This is a genomic window from Noviherbaspirillum sp., assembly GCF_035654295.1.
In the GTDB taxonomy this organism is placed as follows: Bacteria; Pseudomonadota; Gammaproteobacteria; order Burkholderiales; family Burkholderiaceae_D; genus Noviherbaspirillum.
The window spans coordinates 1-18061 of the sequence record NZ_DASRXF010000160.1 but is presented as its reverse complement, the minus strand read 5'-3'; the positions used below and the strand labels follow the sequence as shown (position 1 = coordinate 18061).

The 18061-nt window shown below is 60.7% G+C and carries 18 protein-coding genes and 1 tRNA gene; 17 read left to right on the top strand and 2 right to left on the bottom strand.

Annotated features, from left to right (window positions below; all coding sequences use genetic code 11):
* From ilvC to VFF99_RS15775, 4 genes are all read left to right on the top strand, one after another.
* Positions 1-627: ketol-acid reductoisomerase (gene ilvC / locus VFF99_RS15790; protein ID WP_325019546.1), on the top strand; the 627-nt coding region annotated here is incomplete at its 5' end.
* A gap of 94 nt (positions 628-721) precedes the next feature.
* On the top strand, positions 722-1471 hold the full coding sequence (locus tag VFF99_RS15785; protein ID WP_325019545.1) for an SIMPL domain-containing protein: 750 nt from the start codon (positions 722-724) through the stop codon (positions 1469-1471).
* A gap of 95 nt (positions 1472-1566) precedes the next feature.
* Entirely contained in the window at positions 1567-2448 is an 882-nt protein-coding gene (pssA, locus tag VFF99_RS15780) for a CDP-diacylglycerol--serine O-phosphatidyltransferase (RefSeq protein ID WP_325019543.1), read from the top strand.
* 299 nt (positions 2449-2747) lie between these two features.
* Positions 2748-4286 (top strand): 2-isopropylmalate synthase, encoded by a 1539-nt coding sequence (locus VFF99_RS15775; RefSeq protein ID WP_325019541.1) that lies wholly within the window; start codon positions 2748-2750, stop codon positions 4284-4286.
* Between the two features lie 56 nt (positions 4287-4342).
* On the opposite strand, the gene VFF99_RS15770 is transcribed toward VFF99_RS15775, so the two are convergent.
* A complete protein-coding gene (locus tag VFF99_RS15770) occupies positions 4343-4987 on the bottom strand; it encodes a hypothetical protein (RefSeq protein ID WP_325019539.1) in 645 nt (214 codons plus the stop codon).
* 53 nt (positions 4988-5040) lie between these two features.
* Between VFF99_RS15770 and rpsO the strand changes: the two genes are divergently transcribed.
* Both rpsO and pnp read left to right on the top strand, forming a co-directional pair.
* On the top strand, positions 5041-5310 hold the full coding sequence (gene rpsO, locus VFF99_RS15765; RefSeq protein ID WP_325019537.1) for a 30S ribosomal protein S15: 270 nt from the start codon (positions 5041-5043) through the stop codon (positions 5308-5310).
* Positions 5311-5534: 224 nt separating this feature from the next.
* Complete coding sequence (pnp, locus tag VFF99_RS15760; protein ID WP_325019535.1) at positions 5535-7673, top strand: polyribonucleotide nucleotidyltransferase; 2139 nt, start codon at positions 5535-5537, stop codon at positions 7671-7673.
* An 81-nt stretch (positions 7674-7754) separates the two neighbouring features.
* Here pnp and VFF99_RS15755 read toward each other — a convergent pair whose 3' ends face one another.
* Positions 7755-10592 carry a diguanylate cyclase domain-containing protein gene (locus tag VFF99_RS15755; RefSeq protein WP_325019533.1) on the bottom strand — a complete coding sequence of 946 codons (2838 nt, stop codon included), beginning with the start codon at positions 10590-10592 and terminating at the stop codon, positions 7755-7757.
* A 257-nt stretch (positions 10593-10849) separates the two neighbouring features.
* Between VFF99_RS15755 and VFF99_RS15750 the strand changes: the two genes are divergently transcribed.
* The 11 genes from VFF99_RS15750 to VFF99_RS15700 all read left to right on the top strand — a co-directional run.
* Entirely contained in the window at positions 10850-11830 is a 981-nt protein-coding gene (locus VFF99_RS15750) for an NAD(P)H-quinone oxidoreductase (RefSeq protein ID WP_325019531.1), read from the top strand.
* A gap of 88 nt (positions 11831-11918) precedes the next feature.
* Positions 11919-12665 (top strand): triose-phosphate isomerase, encoded by a 747-nt coding sequence (gene tpiA, locus VFF99_RS15745; protein ID WP_325019530.1) that lies wholly within the window; start codon positions 11919-11921, stop codon positions 12663-12665.
* Positions 12666-12705: 40 nt separating this feature from the next.
* Complete coding sequence (secG, locus tag VFF99_RS15740) at positions 12706-13095, top strand: preprotein translocase subunit SecG (protein ID WP_325019528.1); 390 nt, start codon at positions 12706-12708, stop codon at positions 13093-13095.
* Between the two features lie 74 nt (positions 13096-13169).
* Positions 13170-13254 (top strand) — tRNA-Leu (locus tag VFF99_RS15735).
* A gap of 90 nt (positions 13255-13344) precedes the next feature.
* Positions 13345-13704: an NADH-quinone oxidoreductase subunit A gene (locus VFF99_RS15730; RefSeq protein WP_325019526.1), complete on the top strand. Its 360-nt coding sequence runs from the start codon at positions 13345-13347 to the stop codon at positions 13702-13704.
* 3 nt (positions 13705-13707) lie between these two features.
* On the top strand, positions 13708-14184 hold the full coding sequence (locus tag VFF99_RS15725) for a NuoB/complex I 20 kDa subunit family protein (RefSeq protein ID WP_163963476.1): 477 nt from the start codon (positions 13708-13710) through the stop codon (positions 14182-14184).
* An 18-nt stretch (positions 14185-14202) separates the two neighbouring features.
* A complete protein-coding gene (locus VFF99_RS15720; protein ID WP_325019522.1) occupies positions 14203-14799 on the top strand; it encodes an NADH-quinone oxidoreductase subunit C in 597 nt (198 codons plus the stop codon).
* Positions 14799-16052 (top strand): NADH-quinone oxidoreductase subunit D, encoded by a 1254-nt coding sequence (locus tag VFF99_RS15715; protein ID WP_325019520.1) that lies wholly within the window; start codon positions 14799-14801, stop codon positions 16050-16052. Before VFF99_RS15720 ends, VFF99_RS15715 begins: the two co-directional genes overlap by 1 nt.
* Before the next feature lie 24 nt (positions 16053-16076).
* Positions 16077-16568, top strand: a complete 492-nt coding sequence (gene nuoE, locus VFF99_RS15710; protein ID WP_325019518.1) for an NADH-quinone oxidoreductase subunit NuoE — start codon at positions 16077-16079, stop codon at positions 16566-16568.
* Positions 16565-17860: an NADH-quinone oxidoreductase subunit NuoF gene (gene nuoF, locus VFF99_RS15705; protein ID WP_325019516.1), complete on the top strand. Its 1296-nt coding sequence runs from the start codon at positions 16565-16567 to the stop codon at positions 17858-17860. The genes nuoE and nuoF overlap by 4 nt, the downstream gene beginning before the upstream one ends.
* Before the next feature lie 77 nt (positions 17861-17937).
* A partial coding sequence (locus tag VFF99_RS15700; protein WP_325019548.1) for a 2Fe-2S iron-sulfur cluster-binding protein occupies positions 17938-18061 on the top strand: 124 nt, incomplete at its 3' end.

The window sequence follows — 18061 nt, the reverse complement described above, 5'->3', positions numbered from 1 at the left end:
GCGCCGGGCCACACCGTCCGCGGTACCTACGCGCAAGGCGGCGGCGTGCCGCACCTGGTCGCCGTGTACCAGGACAAGTCCGGCAGCGCCCGCGACATCGCCCTGTCCTATGCAATGGCGAACGGCGGCGGCCGTGCCGGCATCATCGAGACCAACTTCCGCGAAGAAACCGAAACCGACCTGTTCGGCGAGCAGGCTGTTCTCTGCGGCGGTACGGTCGAACTGATCAAGGCTGGTTTTGAGACCCTGGTGGAAGCCGGCTACGCGCCTGAAATGGCGTACTTCGAGTGCCTGCACGAACTGAAGCTGATCGTCGACCTGATCTACGAAGGCGGCATCGGCAACATGAACTACTCGATCTCCAACAATGCAGAGTACGGCGAGTACGTCACCGGCCCGCGCATCGTCACCGAAGACACCAAGAACGCCATGCGTCAGTGCCTGAAGGACATCCAGACCGGTGAATACGCAAAGAGCTTCATTCTGGAAAACAAGGCCGGCGCGCCGACCCTGATTTCCCGCCGCCGCCTGACCTCCGAGCATCAGATCGAGCAGGTTGGCGAGAAGCTGCGCGCGATGATGCCGTGGATCAAGAAGAACAAGCTGGTTGACCAGTCCAAGAACTGATCGGAAACCTTTGGCAATCGTTAAGATTGCCGGGCTTGAGTAAAATGAATGGGGCGTACCGAGAGGTGCCGCCCCATTTTTTTTGGAGAATTGAATGGCACGTTTTCTTGCTGGACTCATGATCGCCGCAGCCCTCGGCGGCACTGCCGCTGCCCACGCCCAAACTACCGCCCAGAACGGTGGCACCCTTGTCATCTTGCCTGCGTACGGCGAGGTGCGGCAGGCGAACGACGAGGCGCGCGCGACGCTGATGATCGAGGAGCAGGACAAGGACAAGGCGACCGCTGCATCCCGCGTCAACCTGAAAATGAAACAGGGCACCGAGATCGTCCGCAAGGAAGATCCGCAGGCGGTTCTCAAGACGCGCGGTTACTACACGTATCCGGTGTATAACGAAGAGCCGGTGCAGCCCAGGCAGGGCAATCGTAACCGGCAACCCGTGGGATGGCGCGTCGGCCAGTATCTCGAAATCACGACACCCAATCTTGCCGGGTTACCGAAGACGATTGCGGCTGCGCAACGCATCCTTGCGCTCAACAGCCTGCATTTCGGATTGACCGAGGCCACCAGCAGGAAACTGGAGGAGCAGCGGATCGCCGCCGCGTATCGCAATCTCACCGATCGCTTGGCGGCGGTAGCGAAGGCGATGGGCAGGAATCCGTCCGATGCTGTCCTCGAGACGGTCGACTTCGAAGCATCCGGCGCTTATGCGCAAGACGCGGCACCGGCGGCGAAGGCGATGCGCGGCGCGCCGATGGAAGCGATGCAGGTCGAAGAGCCGAGTTTCGAGCCCGGCGAGACGACGCTTGGAACGCGGGTGGTCGGGAAGGTGCGCTTCAGGTAGGGTGAACGGTGCCGTACCGGAGGGTTACATTTGTTGCCCGGTCGTCTAGAATAGCCACGCTCTTCATATTGGCAAACAAGTGAAACGGATTTTGAATGGCCACCTTCAACCGCCGCAAATCGAAGTCGAATACCGGCGCAGTGCTCAAGGCAGGACGTTGGAACAAGCGTGCTATCCACCAGGCCCAGATTGAAGCCGGCGAGGCGCCCGCCGGGCCCACGTTGCGCCGGCGAGGCATCTATCTGTTGCCGAACGCCTTTACGACGGCAAACCTGTTCGCCGGATTCTTCGCCATCGTGATGGCGATGAACCTGAAATACGACTATGCGGCAGTCGCCATCTTCGCCGCCATGCTCCTCGACAGCGTCGACGGCCGCGTGGCACGCCTGACCAACACCCAGAGCGAGTTCGGTGCGCAGTACGACAGCCTGTCCGACATGTTGTCATTCGGCGCCGCGCCCGCTCTGGTCGTCTACGAGTGGTCGCTGCGCGGATTGGGCAAGTGGGGCTGGCTGGCGGCGTTCGTCTATTGCGCCGGCGCCGCGCTCCGCCTGGCGCGTTTCAATACCAACATCGGCGTGGTCGACAAGCGCTATTTCCAGGGCCTGCCCAGCCCGGCCGCGGCCGCGCTTGTCACCGGCTTCATCTGGCTGATGCACGACCTTGGATACGAGGGGCAGAGCCTGAGCTGGTATGCATGGGCAATCACCCTCTACGCCGGCCTCACGATGGTCACCAACGTTCCGTTCTACAGCTTCAAGGAAATCAATTTCCGCAAGTCGGTGCCTTTCATCGCGATCTTCCTGATCGTCCTGATCTTCGTGCTCATTTCGAGCGATCCGCCGAAGGTGTTGTTCGGCATGTTCGTGCTGTACGGCCTCTCCGGTTACGCCATCTTTTTCTGGCGCCTGGCGAAGGGAAAGCCGGTGAGTATCGTGCAGACCTCGGAGCATGAAAACCACGACGGCAAGGACTGATCCTGTCACGGCATGCCGGTAAAATCGCCAAAATTCCGCGTTTTTACCGGCGTGTTGCACTTTTTCGGGATTCCGCTTATAGTTTTCCGCATGTTCCGCGAAATCCACATTTCCGCATCCGCATCTTTCAGCAGCTTCCTGCCGGGCCTGCTGCTGCCGCTGTTCCTACTAGTGCGTTAACGCGCGCTAAATCCCCCATCCCCACAATTCGTGTAGTGCCTCGCTCATGTCGACTCTGACAAGGGCAGGCAAGGAACCATCCAACAAACTCGTTTACCGATTTTCCCAAGGAGAGCAGCATGGCCGACAAATTGATCATTTTCGACACCACCTTACGTGACGGCGAGCAATCGCCGGGCGCCTCGATGACCAAGGATGAAAAAATCCGCATCGCGAAGCAGCTGGAGCGCCTGCGTGTGGACGTGATCGAAGCCGGTTTCGCTGCTGCTTCCCCGGGCGACTTCGAGTCGATCAGGGCAATCGCGGGCATCATCAAGGATTCCACCGTCTGCTCCCTTTCGCGTGCCAACGACCGCGATATTTCCCGCGCCGCCGAAGCGCTCGCACCGGCCGCCCGCAAACGTATTCATACCTTCATCGCCACCTCGCCGCTCCACATGGAAAAGAAGCTGCGCATGTCGCCGGAACAGGTTCTTGAACAGGCCAAACAGGCGGTACGATTTGCGCGCGGGTTTACCGACGACGTCGAGTTCAGCCCGGAAGACGGCAGCCGCTCCGATATCGATTTCCTCTGCCGCGTCATCGAGACCGTGATCAATGAGGGTGCAACCACCATCAATTTCGCCGATACCGTCGGCTACGGCGTGCCGGAGTTGTACGGCAACATGATCAAGACCCTGCGCGAGCGCATTCCGAATTCGGACAAGGCAGTCTGGTCCGTACATTGCCATAATGACCTCGGCATGGCGGTGGCGAATTCGCTGGCCGGCATCATGATCGGCGGCGCACGCCAGATCGAGTGCACGATCAATGGGCTGGGCGAACGTGCCGGCAATACTTCGCTGGAAGAAGTCGTGATGGCGGTGAAGACCAGGAAGGATTACTTCAATCTCGAGCTCGGCATCGACACGACACAGATCGTCCCGGCATCGAAACTCGTCTCCCAGGTCACGGGTTTCGCGGTCCAGCCGAACAAGGCGGTCGTGGGCGCGAACGCCTTCGCGCATGCCTCCGGCATTCACCAGGACGGCGTGCTCAAGGCGCGCGACACCTATGAAATCATGCGCGCGGAAGATGTGGGCTGGACCGCCAACAAGATCGTCCTCGGCAAGCTGTCAGGGCGCAATGCATTCAAGCAGCGCCTCGAAGAGCTTGGCATCGAGCTCGATTCCGAGTCCGAAGTGAATGCGGCTTTCGCCCGCTTCAAGGAACTCGCCGATCGCAAGGCCGAGATTTTCGACGAGGACATCATTGCCCTGGTATCGGACGAGCAGCACTCGCACGACAACGAGTACTACCGCTTCGTGTCGCTGTGCCAGCATTCCGAGACGGGCGAGCGCCCGAAGGCACGCGTCGTCTTCACGATGGACGGGAAGGAGCTCGCCTGCGAAGGGCAGGGCAACGGCCCGGTCGATGCGACCGTAAATGCAATCGAGTCGGAAGCCAAGAGCGGTTCGGAATTGCTGCTCTTTTCGGTCAATGCGATTACAACCGGCACCCAGTCGCAGGGCGAAGTGACGATGCGCCTGTCGAAAGCCGGCCGTATCGTGAACGGCGTCGGCGCGGACCCGGATATCGTGGTTGCCTCGGCCAAGGCTTACCTCTCGGCCCTGAACAAGCTGCACTCGAAGGTGGACAAGCTCAATCCCCAGCTTTGAACCCGATCGGCTGAAGCGGAAAGCGCCTGGAATTCAGGCGCTTTTTCTATTTTCGGCTATCGCATCATGCTGAAGGGAAATCTCCTGTCCGGATCAAAGCGCGGGTCAGGACCGTTCATCATTTGCTGCACGACGCCCGAGCGGTCGAAATGAACGTGCATCAGCGAGTTCCATACGTCCGCTTCCTTATACGGATATGACCAGACTTCCAGGTCCCGCAAGGGAAGGTAAGAGGTTTCGGATGGCCCGCCGATGGTCTTGAGGACGTCATTCTTCGTGGCCTCGCCGACCTTGATCGTGGCGAACTTCTGCGTCGTCAAAACTTGTTCAAATGAAACAACACGGCCATCCGGGCCGATGCGGGCCATGTACGTCCTCTGGCCCCAGGGACCCATTTTGTATTCGAGCAGGCGGTCCTTGCCGTCCTGGTAGCGATATGTCGGCTGTCCGCGCCTGGCGATGACATCGGCTTCCGAGTCCCCGACGGCTACCGCTTGGGGAAACATTGTGGCGCACGCCGACAGGAAGACGGCGCTGGCAAGAATGATCAATCTCGATGACGGTTTCATGTTCTGAGCAATGCTTTCCGGGTGTGCAAGGCGGGTTCGAAAGCCTGTCCGGAAATGCTTAAGTATTTGAATAATCGACCCATTTCCTTTATACTGCGCCTCTTGGTCGATTTGACCAAGGTTTTTTGTCAATTGTTCACGGTGCTTGGGGTCGCGACTCCGTACACCGCATGTGAAAGGTAATCATGTCCGTAGAAAACATCAACAAGGCCGCGATCATCGCGGATAACGCCCGCGGCACGAACGACACCGGCTCCCCGGAAGTGCAAGTCGCACTGCTGACCGCCCGTATCAACGAGCTCAACAACCACTTCAAGGCCCACGCCAAGGATCACCACTCCCGCCGCGGCCTGATCATGATGGTTAACCGCCGCAAGCGCCTGCTGTCCTACCTGAAGGGCAAAGACGCAAACCGTTACCGCGCCCTGATTGAAAAACTCGGCCTGCGCAAGTAATTCGTTGCGCCGTCGCCCGGTTTATAGAAAAAATGCCTGCGTCAGTCTCTGATGCAGGCATTTTGTCATTTGGCAGTTTGTAGTCGAGTGCGGTTCAGCAGTAATTCGGCAGTAATTCAGCAGTAATTCGGCAGTATAGGTGGCGGCCAATCCTGGTTCGTCATCCGTGGTGAGGTGAACGACAGCGCCTGAAAATCTGTCGGCAAAAATAGAAAGGAAACACCGTGTTCAATAAAGTTACCAAGACCTTCCAGTACGGCCAGCATACCGTCACACTGGAAACCGGCGAGATCGCCCGCCAGGCATCCGGCGCTGTGGTCGTCTCGATCGAAGATACCGTGGTGCTGGCAACCGTGGTCGCCAAGAAGGACGTCAAGCCCGGTCAGGACTTCTTCCCGCTGACTGTCGACTATGTCGAGAAGAGCTACGCGGCAGGCCGCATCCCCGGCGGCTTCTTCAAGCGCGAAGGCCGCCCGTCCGAAAAGGAAACCCTGACCTCGCGCCTGATCGACCGTCCGATCCGCCCGCTGTTCCCGGATGGTTACATGAATGAAGTGCAGGTCATCATCCATGTCCTGTCCGTCAACCCGGAAATCGATCCCGACATCGCCTCCATGATCGGTGCTTCCGCCGCGATCTGCGTCGCCGGCATTCCGTTCAACGGCCCGCTCGGCGCTGCCCGCGTCGGCTACATCGACGGCCAGTACGTGCTGAATCCGACGACGTCGCAGATGGACAAGTCCCAGCTCGACCTGGTCGTGGCCGGTACCGAGCAAGCGGTGCTGATGGTGGAATCCGAAGCCGACCAGCTGTCCGAGGAAGTGATGCTGGGTGCCGTGGTCTATGGCCACGAGCAGATGAAAGTGGTGATCGATGCGATCCATGAGCTCGTGCGCGACGGCGGCAAGCCGGAAGTCGAATGGGCGCCGCCGGCTAAGAACGAGGCGCTGATCGCTCGCGTGACGCAACTGGCCGAAGGCAAGCTGCGCGAGGCATACCAGACCAAGGACAAGCAGGCGCGTACCGCGAAGCTGAACAATGTGTCCTCCGAAGTGACTGCGGCGCTTGCCGCAGAAGCCGAGGCAGCGGGCGCGTCCGCGCCGGACTCCGTCGAAGTCGGCAACATCCTGTTCGAACTCGAGGCAAAGATCGTCCGTTCGCAGATCCTGGAAGGCGAACCGCGCATCGACGGCCGCGATACCCGTACCGTTCGACCGATCACCATTCGCAACAGCGTGCTTCCGCGCACGCACGGTTCGGCGCTGTTCACCCGTGGTGAAACGCAGGCGCTCGTGGTGGCGACCCTCGGCACCGCGCGCGACGAGCAGAAGATCGACGCGCTCATGGGCGAGTATTCCGACCGCTTCATGCTCCACTACAACATGCCGCCGTTCGCCACCGGCGAAACCGGCCGCGTCGGCTCGCCGAAGCGCCGCGAAATCGGCCACGGCCGCCTTGCCAAGCGTGCGCTGCAAGCGGTTCTGCCGGCTCCGGAAGAGTTCAGCTACTCCGTCCGCCTGGTATCCGAGATCACCGAGTCCAACGGTTCGTCCTCGATGGCTTCCGTCTGCGGCGGCTGCCTGGCGCTGATGGATGCAGGCGTGCCGATCAAGGCGCACGTCGCCGGCATCGCGATGGGTCTGATCAAGGAATCGAACAAGTTCGCGGTCCTGACCGACATCCTGGGCGACGAAGATCACCTCGGCGACATGGACTTCAAGGTGGCCGGCACGGCACTCGGCGTGACCGCCCTGCAGATGGACATCAAGATCCAGGGCATCACCAAGGAAATCATGCAGGTCGCGCTGGCGCAGGCCAAGGAAGGCCGCATGCACATCCTGGCGAAGATGCAGGAAGCCATGCCGGCTGGCAAGGCCGAGCTGTCCGACTTCGCGCCGCGTCTGATCACCATCAAGATCAATCCGGAAAAGATCCGCGACGTGATCGGCAAGGGTGGTGCGGTGATCCGCGCGCTGACCGAAGAGACCGGCACGCAGATCGACATCACCGACGAAGGCGTGGTCACCATCGCGTCCGTCGATGCCGCTGCCGGCCAGGAAGCCAAGCGCCGCATCGAAGAGCTGACCGCATCCGTTGAAGTGGGCAAGACCTACGACGGCACGGTCCTCAAGTTGCTCGACTTCGGTGCCATCGTCCAGGTCATGCCGGGCAAGGACGGCCTGCTGCACATCAGCCAGATCGCCAATGAGCGCGTCAACGCAGTGGCGGACTACCTGAAGGAAGGCCAGCAGGTGCGCGTGAAGGTCCTCGAGACAGACGATCGCGGCCGTCTCAAGCTGTCGATGAAGGCAGCTGCTGCGGAAGAAGGCGCCGCAGTGCAGCAGCAACAGCAACAGCAGTAATCGCAGGAGCTGCGGCAGCGCCGCAGCGAGAAAGCCGCCCGAGCCATCCATTGGCCGGGCGGTTTTTTTATGGGCGGGCGGTCAGCTCAGCAGCGCGTGCTGGACTGCCTGCATCGAAGGCCATGGCGGCAGCATGTCGGTGCCGCGGGAATCGAGGGTGGAGCAGGCCTGGAAGCCGTTCTTTCCCATGTCCTTCGCCTTGTACATGGCCTTGTCGGCATTCTTCAGGAGGGTCGCTCCGTCATTGCCGTCATTGGGGAAAATGGCGATGCCGATGCTGACGCTCAACCGGCATTCTTTGCCTCCCACGTCGACCGGACGCGAAGCGGCTTCGAGGAGTTTCTGGGCGATATCCGCCGCATAACGGCCATCGTCCAGGTCTTCGATCAGGACATAGAATTCGTCGCCGCCCATGCGCGCGATCTTGTCGGTATGCCGCAGGCAATTCCGCAAGCGCGAAGCAATCTCGCAGAGGACGATATCGCCCGCATCGTGCCCCAGCGTGTCATTGATTTCCTTGAACTTGTCCAGATCCAGGAACAGGACGGCAAACTTGTTCCCATGCCGGCGTGCGCTGCGCAACGCCAGGTCGAGGTATTCCTTGAAGAGGAACCGGTTGGGGAGCGAGGTGAGCCCGTCATAATGGGCAAGGTAGCGGATCTTTTCTTCGGATGCCCGGCTCTCGATCGCGATGCCGGCGAGATTCGCGCAGATTTCGCACAGGCGCATATCCTTTTCCGCAGCCGCCCGCGGTGTGCGGAAGTACAGCGCGAAAGTGCCGAGCACCTTCTTGTGCTTGCCTTGAATCGGCCACAGGACACAGGACCTCAGCCCGTGTTCGAGCGCGGCGTCACGCTTGCCTTCCCAGCGCGGGTCCGTTGCGATATCGCTGACCACCAGTGGCTCGGGACGGTTCGTCGCCGACGCAGTGGCCGTGCCGTAGCAAGCCACGGTCACATCACCGATCGTATCGATGCATTCCGCCGGCAGGCAGGGCGCGACCTTCTCCTGCAAGCTGATGCCGTCGTTTGACAATGGGAGAATCGCGCACAGCGCTTCCCCGGACTGGCTCTCGACGAAGCGCGCAATGGCGCTGAGGATTTCCGGCAGGGCGACGCCGGTCGCCACCATGTTGAGCACATGGTTCTGTCCCAGTTGCAGCGCTTCGGCGCGTTTTCTTTCAGTGATGTCGCGGACGACGACTTGTACGGACGGCATGTCGTTGTACATCAGGTTGGTGGCCCCGATTTCGACCGGGACGATGCTGCCGTCCTGGCGCAGCCATTTCTGCTCGACGAAAGGCATCGGTTGCGCCTCATGCGGCCGCAGGCGGCCACGCTCTTCGAAAACGGCGTGGCAGTCCGGGTGCACGAAATCGAAGATGCTCCTCCCCAGCAAGTCTTCCGGGTCGCGCACGCCGAGCAGCCTGCTCGCTGCCTGGTTGAACAGCATGATTTTCCCGTCCTGGTAGACGAAGGTCGCTTCCGGCGACAGTTCGACAAGCTGGCGATACCGGATCGCACTGTCCTTCAGGATGGCCTGGCTCCGCTTTACCTCCGAGATGTCGCGAATGAATGCCGTATACATGCGTTCGCCGCGCACGCGCAGGGGCACGACGGCAAGTTCTACGGGGAAGGTGCCGCCGTCCGCGCGCATGGCGGTGAGTTCGATGCGCCGGTTGAGCAGGAAGCTTTCTCCGGTCGACAGGAATCGCTCCACGCCCTGGCGATGCCTTGCGCGCCACTGGGGCGGAATGATGAGATCGGCAAGGTTCTTGCCCAGCACATCGTCGCTCTTGCGTCCGAAGGTCTGCTCGGCCGCGTGATTGAAGCTGATGATCGTTCCGCTTTCGTCGATCGTGACGATACAGTCCAGTGCCGCCGTGAGGATGGCGCTCTTGAACTGTTCGCTCTCGATCAGGGCCGCTTCCATTGCCTTGCGCTGCGATTCGCGCGCGAAGTTGTCGACGGCAAACGAAATATCGCGGCTCATTTCCGAGAGCAGATCGATCAGTTGATCGTCGAAGAAGCGGGCTGTGGACGAGTAGAGGTTTAGCGTGCCCGCGGTTTTCCCTTCGCGCGTGAATGGAAAGCTCGCGATGGATCCTTGCCCGCTGTCTACGCTGTTGCGTCCCGCCGGCATGAGGTCGAGGTCGTTGCAGATGTCGGGATGACCTTCGCGACCTGCCGTTGCGACAACGCGGTGATGCGGTGGGGACGCTGCATCGAGCGGGATCCGGTTATCCATGAAATGTGCGGGCAAGCGTCCGTGGGCGGCGCAGGGTGTGATGCATCCGTTGGCGTCGTCGACCTGGCCGATCCACGCCAGTTCGAACCTCCCGTGCTCGACGGCGATGCGGCAGACGTCCCTGAACAGGGTATCGAGGTCCGTCGCGCGGACGATGGCCTGGTTGGTCTGGCTGAGGGCGGCGTAGAGGTCGCGCAAGCGGGAGACGCGTGCCTCCGCCTTCTTGCGCTCATCGATGTCCGAGAAGGTGCCGGCCATGCGAAGCGCGCGGCCCGCGCTGTGCCGCTGCGTAATCCTTCCGGTGATGCAGACCCAGCGCCAGCCGCGCACACTGTCCTTGATGCGCACCTCGGCGCGGTAGGAGGTGCTTTGATCGTTGCCGTTGCCTTTGAGCGCTTCGTGCAGCCTGCTGCGGAAGGAGGCGAGATCGTCTCGGTGGATGATGGCCGGAAGTGCGCTCGAACGCCAGGTCTTGGACGTATCGAGCATCAGTGCCTTGAGATTTCCGGCGAGCGTCCCGCTGAAATGCAGGCAGTCGTTCGGGATGCTCCAGTCGAACGCAATCTGTCCAGAGCCCTCCAGCGCGAGACTGAGACGCTTGTTCAGTGCGGAGAGCGTTTGCGCCTTTCCCGCGTTGCGCTTTCCCTGTGGCTTGCCGGTATTCGATTGCATGATTTTGCCCGAACGAAATCTTATTGCTCGTTGGAAATGGATCGGCTTGTTTAGTTCCCATGACTTTGTAACTTTGGCATATCGGTTTGTTACATTCCGGCATGCCCGTGCCGTCGGCGAATCAGGACATTCTTTCCCAAGCGCAGCAAATGATGTTGCGCCTCCTCAACTCTCCTCGTGGATGGCTTCCGAAGCGATGAAAAGTTGTCATCGCGGCCTGGCGTAAAATGTCGCTCTGCCATAGGAGGAGTTCAAACATGAGAGCAATCGAAATCACCCGACCGGGACCGCCCGATGTTCTGAGGTTGTGCGAGAGGCCGCAGCCGGAACTCAAGCCAGGAGAGGTGCTGATCAAGGTGCACGCTGCCGGCGTCAACCGGCCCGACGTCATCCAGCGCCTCGGGCACTACCCGGTGCCGCCGGGCGCTTCGGACTTGCCCGGACTCGAGGTGGCTGGAGAGATCGTCGACGGCGACTTGTCCGGAACGGCGCTTAAGAAGGGTGACCTTGTCTGCGCCCTGGTGCAGGGCGGCGGCTACGCGGAGTATTGCGCGGCGCCGGCCATGCAATGCCTTCCCGTCCCGGCCGGCCTGAGTGCGGTCGAGGCTGCGTCGCTTCCGGAAACCTTTTTCACCGTGTGGAGCAATGTCTTCGATCGCGCTCGCTTGTCCGGCGACGAGACTATCCTGGTGCAGGGCGGTACATCGGGAATCGGTGTGACGGCCATCCAGATTGCAGCAGCCTTCGGACACCGCGTGTTCGCGACTGCCGGCAGCGACGAGAAGTGCCGTGCCTGCGAAGCGCTTGGCGCATCGCGCGCGATCAACTACCGGAGCGAGGATTTCGTCGAGGTTGTGAAGAGCGAGACCGCGGGCAAGGGCGTCGATGTCATCCTCGACATGGTCGGCGGCGACTATGTGCCACGCGAGATCAATTGCCTTGCTGACGACGGCCGTCTTGCCGTCATCGCATTGCTCGGCGGCTCGAAGGCAACCGTCGACCTGGGGCAGGTCCTTCGCCGGCGCCTCACCATCACCGGCTCCACGCTACGGCCCCGTTCGGTTGCGTTCAAGGCCGACATTGCCGGGAAACTGCGGGAGCACGTGTGGCCCCTGCTCGAGGCCAAGCGTGTGAAACCCGTGATTTTCAAGGTCTTCCCGCTTGAAGAAGCAGTCCAGGCCCATACCTTGATGGAGGCCAGCACCCACATCGGAAAAATCGTCCTCGAGGTGAGCTAGCCGGAACGCGCGAGCAAAAGCGCGCCCGGTTTGACCGGCATAGACGCGACGCGCTAAAATAAAGGGTTATTGCAAACTCAGAGCCCATATGCGACGCAAACTTATTGCCGGTAACTGGAAGATGAACGGCAGCCTGGCTGCCAACACCGCCCTCCTGAACGAAATCAAGGGCACTCTGGGTCAGCCGTCATGTTCAGTCGCAGTCTGTGTTCCCGCGCCTTACTTCGCGCAATGCCAGGCCTTGCTGGCCGGCAGCGCCGTCGTGTGGGGCGGGCAGGATCTTTCCGTGCATGAGTCGGGCGCCTATACGGGCGAGGTTGCTGCGGCAATGCTTGCCGATTTTGGATGCAGTCATGTCATCGTCGGGCACTCCGAGCGCCGTACCTACCACGGCGAAAGCGATGAGCTCGTTGCCGCGAAGGCGGTGAGGGCGCTCAAGAGTGGCCTCACGCCGATCGTCTGCGTTGGCGAGTCGCTCGAGCAGCGCGAATCCGGCAAGACCGACGAGGTTGTCGGTGCACAGCTCGATGCAGTCCTGGCTGCGCTCGATGCAGGCGATGTGGCAAAGATCGTTGTCGCCTACGAGCCGGTGTGGGCGATCGGAACCGGGAAAACGGCGACCCCGCAGATGGCACAGGATGTGCACGCCATGCTTCGCCAAAAGCTGCGTGCGAAGAACCCCGCGGCAGCCGAGTCTGTCCAAATCCTGTACGGCGGCAGCATGAAGCCGGACAACGCGGCCGAGCTGCTTGCGATGGCGGACATCGACGGCGGCCTGATCGGCGGCGCATCGCTCAAGGCTGCCGACTTCCTGGCAATCATCCGCGCCGCATAACGTCGCCGAGACGAATTAACCTTAGATTGGAAAGCATGCAATGAACGCAATGTTCACATTCATCGTCGTGGTCCAGGTGCTGTCTGCCCTCGCGATCATCGCTCTGGTTCTCCTGCAGCACGGGAAGGGGGCCGACATGGGCGCGGCCTTCGGATCCGGTGCCTCGGGCAGCCTGTTTGGTGCAACCGGTTCGTCGAACTTCTTGTCGAAGTCTACGGCGATTGCGGCAGCGGTCTTCTTTGCTGCGACGCTCGCACTTGCCTTCGTTGGCAACAAACGCGCCCCGGCCAGCGGCGGCGTCATGGAAAACCTGCCCGCCGCTCCGGCAGTGAACGCGCCTGCTGCCCCGGCTCCGGCTGCCACTGCACCCGCTGCACCGGCGCCTGCACCGGCAGAAGGTGGCGGACAGGCGAACCAGATACCAAAATAAATGGTCAGCGTCTTGATGTAAGGCAATTGTGCGTTGAACAAACGCTCTAAAGCAGGTTAAAATATGAGTCTTTAGCCGACGTGGTGAAATTGGTAGACACGCTATCTTGAGGGGGTAGTGGCGAAAGCTGTGCGAGTTCGAGTCTCGCCGTCGGCACCAACAAATAAGGCCAGCGAGGGGAATACCCAAGCTGGCTTTTTATCGAGGAATCTTGGTTTGATTTGCAAATCATTCAACTAGGCCCGCATCGTGAACCTCGAAAACTACTTCCCCATACTTCTCTTTATTCTCGTTGGCATCGCGGTCGGTGTCGTTCCCCAGGTTCTCGGCCGCGTACTTGCGCCGCACAAGCCGGACGTCGAAAAGCTTTCGCCTTACGAGTGCGGCTTCGAGGCGTTCGAAGATGCGCGCATGAAGTTCGACGTGCGCTACTACCTCGTCGCCATCCTGTTCATTTTGTTCGATCTGGAAACCGCATTCTTCTTCCCGTGGGGCGTCGCAGCGCGCGAGCTCGGCTGGCAGGGCTTCCTCACGATGATGGTGTTCATCGCCGAATTCGTGGTGGGCTTCTGGTACATCTGGAAGAAGGGCGCTCTGGATTGGGAGTAAGACATGTCTATTGAAGGTGTATTGAACGAAGGTTTCGTCACGACGACGGCCGACAAGCTGATCAACTGGACGCGTACCGGTTCGCTGTGGCCGATGACCTTCGGCCTGGCCTGCTGTGCGGTCGAGATGATGCACGCGGGCGCTTCGCGCTACGACCTCGACCGTTTCGGGATCGTGTTCCGTCCGTCCCCGCGCCAGTCCGACGTGATGATCGTTGCCGGCACGCTGTGCAACAAGATGGCGCCGGCACTGCGCAAGGTGTACGACCAGATGGCCGAGCCGCGCTGGGTGATCTCGATGGGCACCTGCGCCAACGGCGGCGGCTACTACCACTATTCCTACTCGGTTGTCCGCGGCTGCGACCGCATCGTGCCGGTCGATGTGTACGTTCCCGGATGCCCTCCCACGGCGGAGGCGCTCCTGTACGGCATCATGCAGCTGCAGAACAAGATCAAGCGCACCAACACGATCGCACGCTGAGAGGGCGCTTAGAAGAATATGACGACGAAAATTGAAACCCTCGAGGCCGCCCTCCGCAATGTGCTGGGCGACCAGATCCGGAGTCTGAAAGTTGCGTTGGGCGAAGTGACGATAGTCGTCGGCCATGCCGACTACCTGTCGGTGATGCGCGTGCTCCGCGATCACGCGGACCTGCGTTTCGACGAACTGATCGACCTCTGCGGCGTGGATTACTCGACGTACGGCGACGGCACATGGGACGGCCCGCGCTTCGCCGCCGTCTCGCACCTGCTGTCGGTGATTCATAACTGGCGTGTGCGCGTGCGCGTTTTTGCGCCCGACGATGAACTTCCGGTCGTCGCGTCTGTCACAGACATCTGGCCCTCTGCCAACTGGTACGAGCGCGAAGCGTTCGACCTCTTTGGCCTCCTCTTCGAAGGTCACAACGACCTGCGCCGCATTCTCACGGACTACGGCTTCATCGGGCATCCATTCCGCAAGGACTTCCCGGTTTCGGGCTACGTCGAGATGCGCTACGACCCCGAGCAGAAACGCGTGATTTACCAACCCGTGACGATCGAGCCGCGCGAAATTACTCCGCGTGTCATCCGCGAAGAAAAATACGGGATGAAATAATGGCTGAAATCAAGAATTACACCCTGAACTTCGGTCCGCAGCACCCGGCAGCGCACGGCGTGCTGCGCCTCGTGCTCGAGCTGGACGGCGAAGTGATCCAGCGTGCCGACCCGCACATCGGCCTCCTGCACCGCGCCACCGAAAAGCTGGCCGAGCAGAAGACCTTCCTGCAGTCGGTACCTTACATGGACCGTCTCGACTACGTGTCGATGATGTGCAACGAGCACGGCTATGTGCTGACGATCGAGAAGCTGCTCGGCATCGAGGTGCCGCTGCGCGCGCAGTACATCCGCGTGATGTTCGACGAGATCACCCGTCTGCTGAACCACCTGCTGTGGATCGGCGCGCACGGCCTCGACGTCGGCGCAATGGCGGTGTTCCTGTACGCCTTCCGCGAGCGCGAAGACCTGATGGACATGTACGAAGCCGTCTCCGGCGCCCGCATGCATGCGGCGTACTACCGTCCGGGCGGTGTCTATCGCGACCTGCCGAACACCATGCCGCAATACAAGGCTTCCGTGATCCGCAACGAGAAAGCGATCAAGCAGCTCAATGAAAACCGCCAGGGCTCTCTGCTGGACTTCATCGAGGACTTCACCAACCGCTTCCCGGGCTACGTCGACGAGTACGAAACCCTGCTGACCGACAACCGTATCTGGAAGCAGCGCCTCGTCGGTATCGGCGTCGTGACGCCCGAGCGCGCCAAGGCCATGGGCTTCACCGGCCCGATGCTGCGCGGCTCCGGCGTCGAATGGGACCTGCGCAAGAATCAGCCGTACGAAGTGTACGACCTGCTCGACTTCGACATCCCGGTCGGCGTCAACGGCGACAGCTACGACCGCTACCTGGTGCGTATCGAAGAGATGCGCCAGTCCAACCGCATCATCAAGCAGTGCGTCGAATGGCTGCGCAACAATCCGGGCCCGGTGATGACCGACAACCACAAGGTTGCCCCGCCGTCCCGCGTGAACATGAAGTCCAACATGGAAGAGCTGATCCACCACTTCAAGCTCTTCTCCGAAGGCTTCCATGTGCCGGAAGGCGAGGCCTACGTCGGCATCGAACATCCGAAGGGCGAGTTCGGCGTCTACCTGATTTCGGACGGCGCCAACAAGCCGTACCGGATGAAGATCCGTGCTCCCGGCTTTGCACACCTGCAGGGCCTGGATGAGATGGCAAAGGGCCATATGATCGCCGACGCAGTGACGATCATCGGCACGCAAGACATTGTGTTCGGTGAGATTGACCGATAACCCGCGCGACACCATCGCGCACGAATGGCTGACATCATGCTGTTAAGTCAAGAAGCGTACAAGAAAATCGATCGCGAACTCGCGAAATTCCCCGCCGACCAGAGGCAGTCCGCCGTGATGGCGGCACTGGCTATCGCCCAGAATGAAACGGGCTGGCTGTCGCCGGAAGTGATGAAGGATGTTGCCGATTACATCGGCATGGCGCCGATCGCCGTGCAGGAAGTGGCGACCTTCTACAACATGTACAACACCAAGCCGGTCGGCAAGCACAAGATTTCGGTGTGCACGAATCTGCCTTGCGCCCTGTCGGGCGGCGAGCGCGCTGCGCACTACCTGAAAGAAAAGCTTGGCGTCGACTACAAGGAAACCACCGCGGACGGCCAGTTTACGCTGATCGAAGGCGAGTGCATGGGCGCCTGCGGCGACGCGCCGGTCATGCTGGTCAATAACAAGCGCATGTGCAGCCACATGTCGAAGGAAAAGATCGACGCGCTGGTGGAGGAACTGAAGAAATGACCTGCCTGCACGATCGTCATATCAACCCGCTGATCCTTGCCGGGCTGGATGGCAGCAACTGGCATCTCGCCGACTACGTCAAGCGAGGCGGCTACGAAGCATTGAAGCGCATCCTGAGCGAGAAGATCCCGCCGGAACAGGTGATTGCCGAGCTGAAGACTTCCTCGCTGCGCGGACGCGGCGGCGCGGGTTTCCCGACCGGCCTGAAGTGGAGCTTCATGCCGCGCCAGTTCCCTGGCCAGAAGTACCTCGTCTGCAATACCGACGAAGGCGAGCCGGGCACATTCAAGGACCGCGACATCATTCGCTACAACCCGCACGCGCTCATCGAAGGCATGGCCATCGGTGCTTACGCGATGGGCATCACCGTGGGCTACAACTACATCCACGGTGAGATCTGGGCCGAGTACGAGCGTTTCGAGGAGGCGCTGGAAGAGGCGCGTGCCGCCGGCTTCCTGGGCAACAACATCATGGGCAGCGAGTTCAGCTTCCAGCTGCACGCATTCCATGGTTACGGCGCCTACATCTGCGGCGAAGAGACCGCGTTGCTCGAATCGCTGGAAGGCAAGAAGGGACAGCCGCGCTTCAAGCCTCCGTTCCCGGCCAGCTTCGGCCTGTACGGCAAGCCGACCACGATCAACAACACGGAAACCTTTGCAGCCGTGCCGTTCATCATGCGCATGGGCGGCGAAGCGTATGCTGCACTGGGCAAGCCGAACAACGGCGGCACCAAGATCTTCTCCATGTCCGGCGACGTGGCGCGCCCGGGCAACTATGAAGTGCCGCTCGGTACGCCGTTTGCCAAGCTGCTCGAACTCGCGGGCGGCATGCGCGACGGCAAGAAGATCAAGGCCGTCATCCCCGGCGGTTCGTCGATGCCTGTACTGACCGGCGAAGTCATGATGAACACCGACATGGACTATGACTCCATCGCCAAGGCAGGCTCGATGCTCGGCTCCGGGGCGGTGATCGTGATGGACGAAACCCGCTGCATGGTGAAGTCGCTGCTGCGCCTGTCGTACTTCTACTATGAAGAGTCCTGCGGCCAGTGCACGCCTTGCCGCGAAGGCACCGGCTGGTTGTACCGCATGGTCCATCGCATCGAGCACGGCAAGGGCAGGGCGGACGACCTCGACATGCTGAACTCGATCGCCGACAACATCCAGGGACGCACCATCTGCGCACTGGGCGACGCCGCCGCGATGCCGGTTCGCGCATTCGTGAAGAACTTCCGCGACGAATTCGAATACCACATCGAACACAAGCGCTGCATCGTCCCCGCATACGTTTGATGTGAGGCGCATTTCACGCCACTCATTGATCTGACAAGGCGCGCATTGCGCGCCAAACAATACTTAGGCAAAAAGCCATGGTTGAAATCGAAATTGACGGCAAAAAGGTGGAGGTCCAGGAAGGCAGCATGGTGATGGACGCTGCCAACAAGCTTGGCACCTACATTCCGCACTTTTGCTATCACAAGAAACTGTCCATCG

Bases quoted from the DNA above. Each gene is read 5' to 3' on its own strand.
- VFF99_RS15785 (WP_325019545.1), top strand. From the start codon at position 722: ATGGCACGTTTTCTTGCTGGACTCATGATCGCCGCAGCCCTCGGCGGC.
- pssA (WP_325019543.1), top strand. From the start codon at position 1,567: ATGGCCACCTTCAACCGCCGCAAATCGAAGTCGAATACCGGCGCAGTG.
- VFF99_RS15775 (WP_325019541.1), top strand. From the start codon at position 2,748: ATGGCCGACAAATTGATCATTTTCGACACCACCTTACGTGACGGCGAG.
- rpsO (WP_325019537.1), top strand. From the start codon at position 5,041: ATGTCCGTAGAAAACATCAACAAGGCCGCGATCATCGCGGATAACGCC.
- VFF99_RS15755 (WP_325019533.1), bottom strand. From the start codon at position 10,592: ATGCAATCGAATACCGGCAAGCCACAGGGAAAGCGCAACGCGGGAAAG.
- VFF99_RS15750 (WP_325019531.1), top strand. From the start codon at position 10,850: ATGAGAGCAATCGAAATCACCCGACCGGGACCGCCCGATGTTCTGAGG.
- tpiA (WP_325019530.1), top strand. From the start codon at position 11,919: ATGCGACGCAAACTTATTGCCGGTAACTGGAAGATGAACGGCAGCCTG.
- secG (WP_325019528.1), top strand. From the start codon at position 12,706: ATGAACGCAATGTTCACATTCATCGTCGTGGTCCAGGTGCTGTCTGCC.
- VFF99_RS15725 (WP_163963476.1), top strand. From the start codon at position 13,708: ATGTCTATTGAAGGTGTATTGAACGAAGGTTTCGTCACGACGACGGCC.
- VFF99_RS15720 (WP_325019522.1), top strand. From the start codon at position 14,203: ATGACGACGAAAATTGAAACCCTCGAGGCCGCCCTCCGCAATGTGCTG.
- VFF99_RS15715 (WP_325019520.1), top strand. From the start codon at position 14,799: ATGGCTGAAATCAAGAATTACACCCTGAACTTCGGTCCGCAGCACCCG.
- nuoE (WP_325019518.1), top strand. From the start codon at position 16,077: ATGGCTGACATCATGCTGTTAAGTCAAGAAGCGTACAAGAAAATCGAT.
- nuoF (WP_325019516.1), top strand. From the start codon at position 16,565: ATGACCTGCCTGCACGATCGTCATATCAACCCGCTGATCCTTGCCGGG.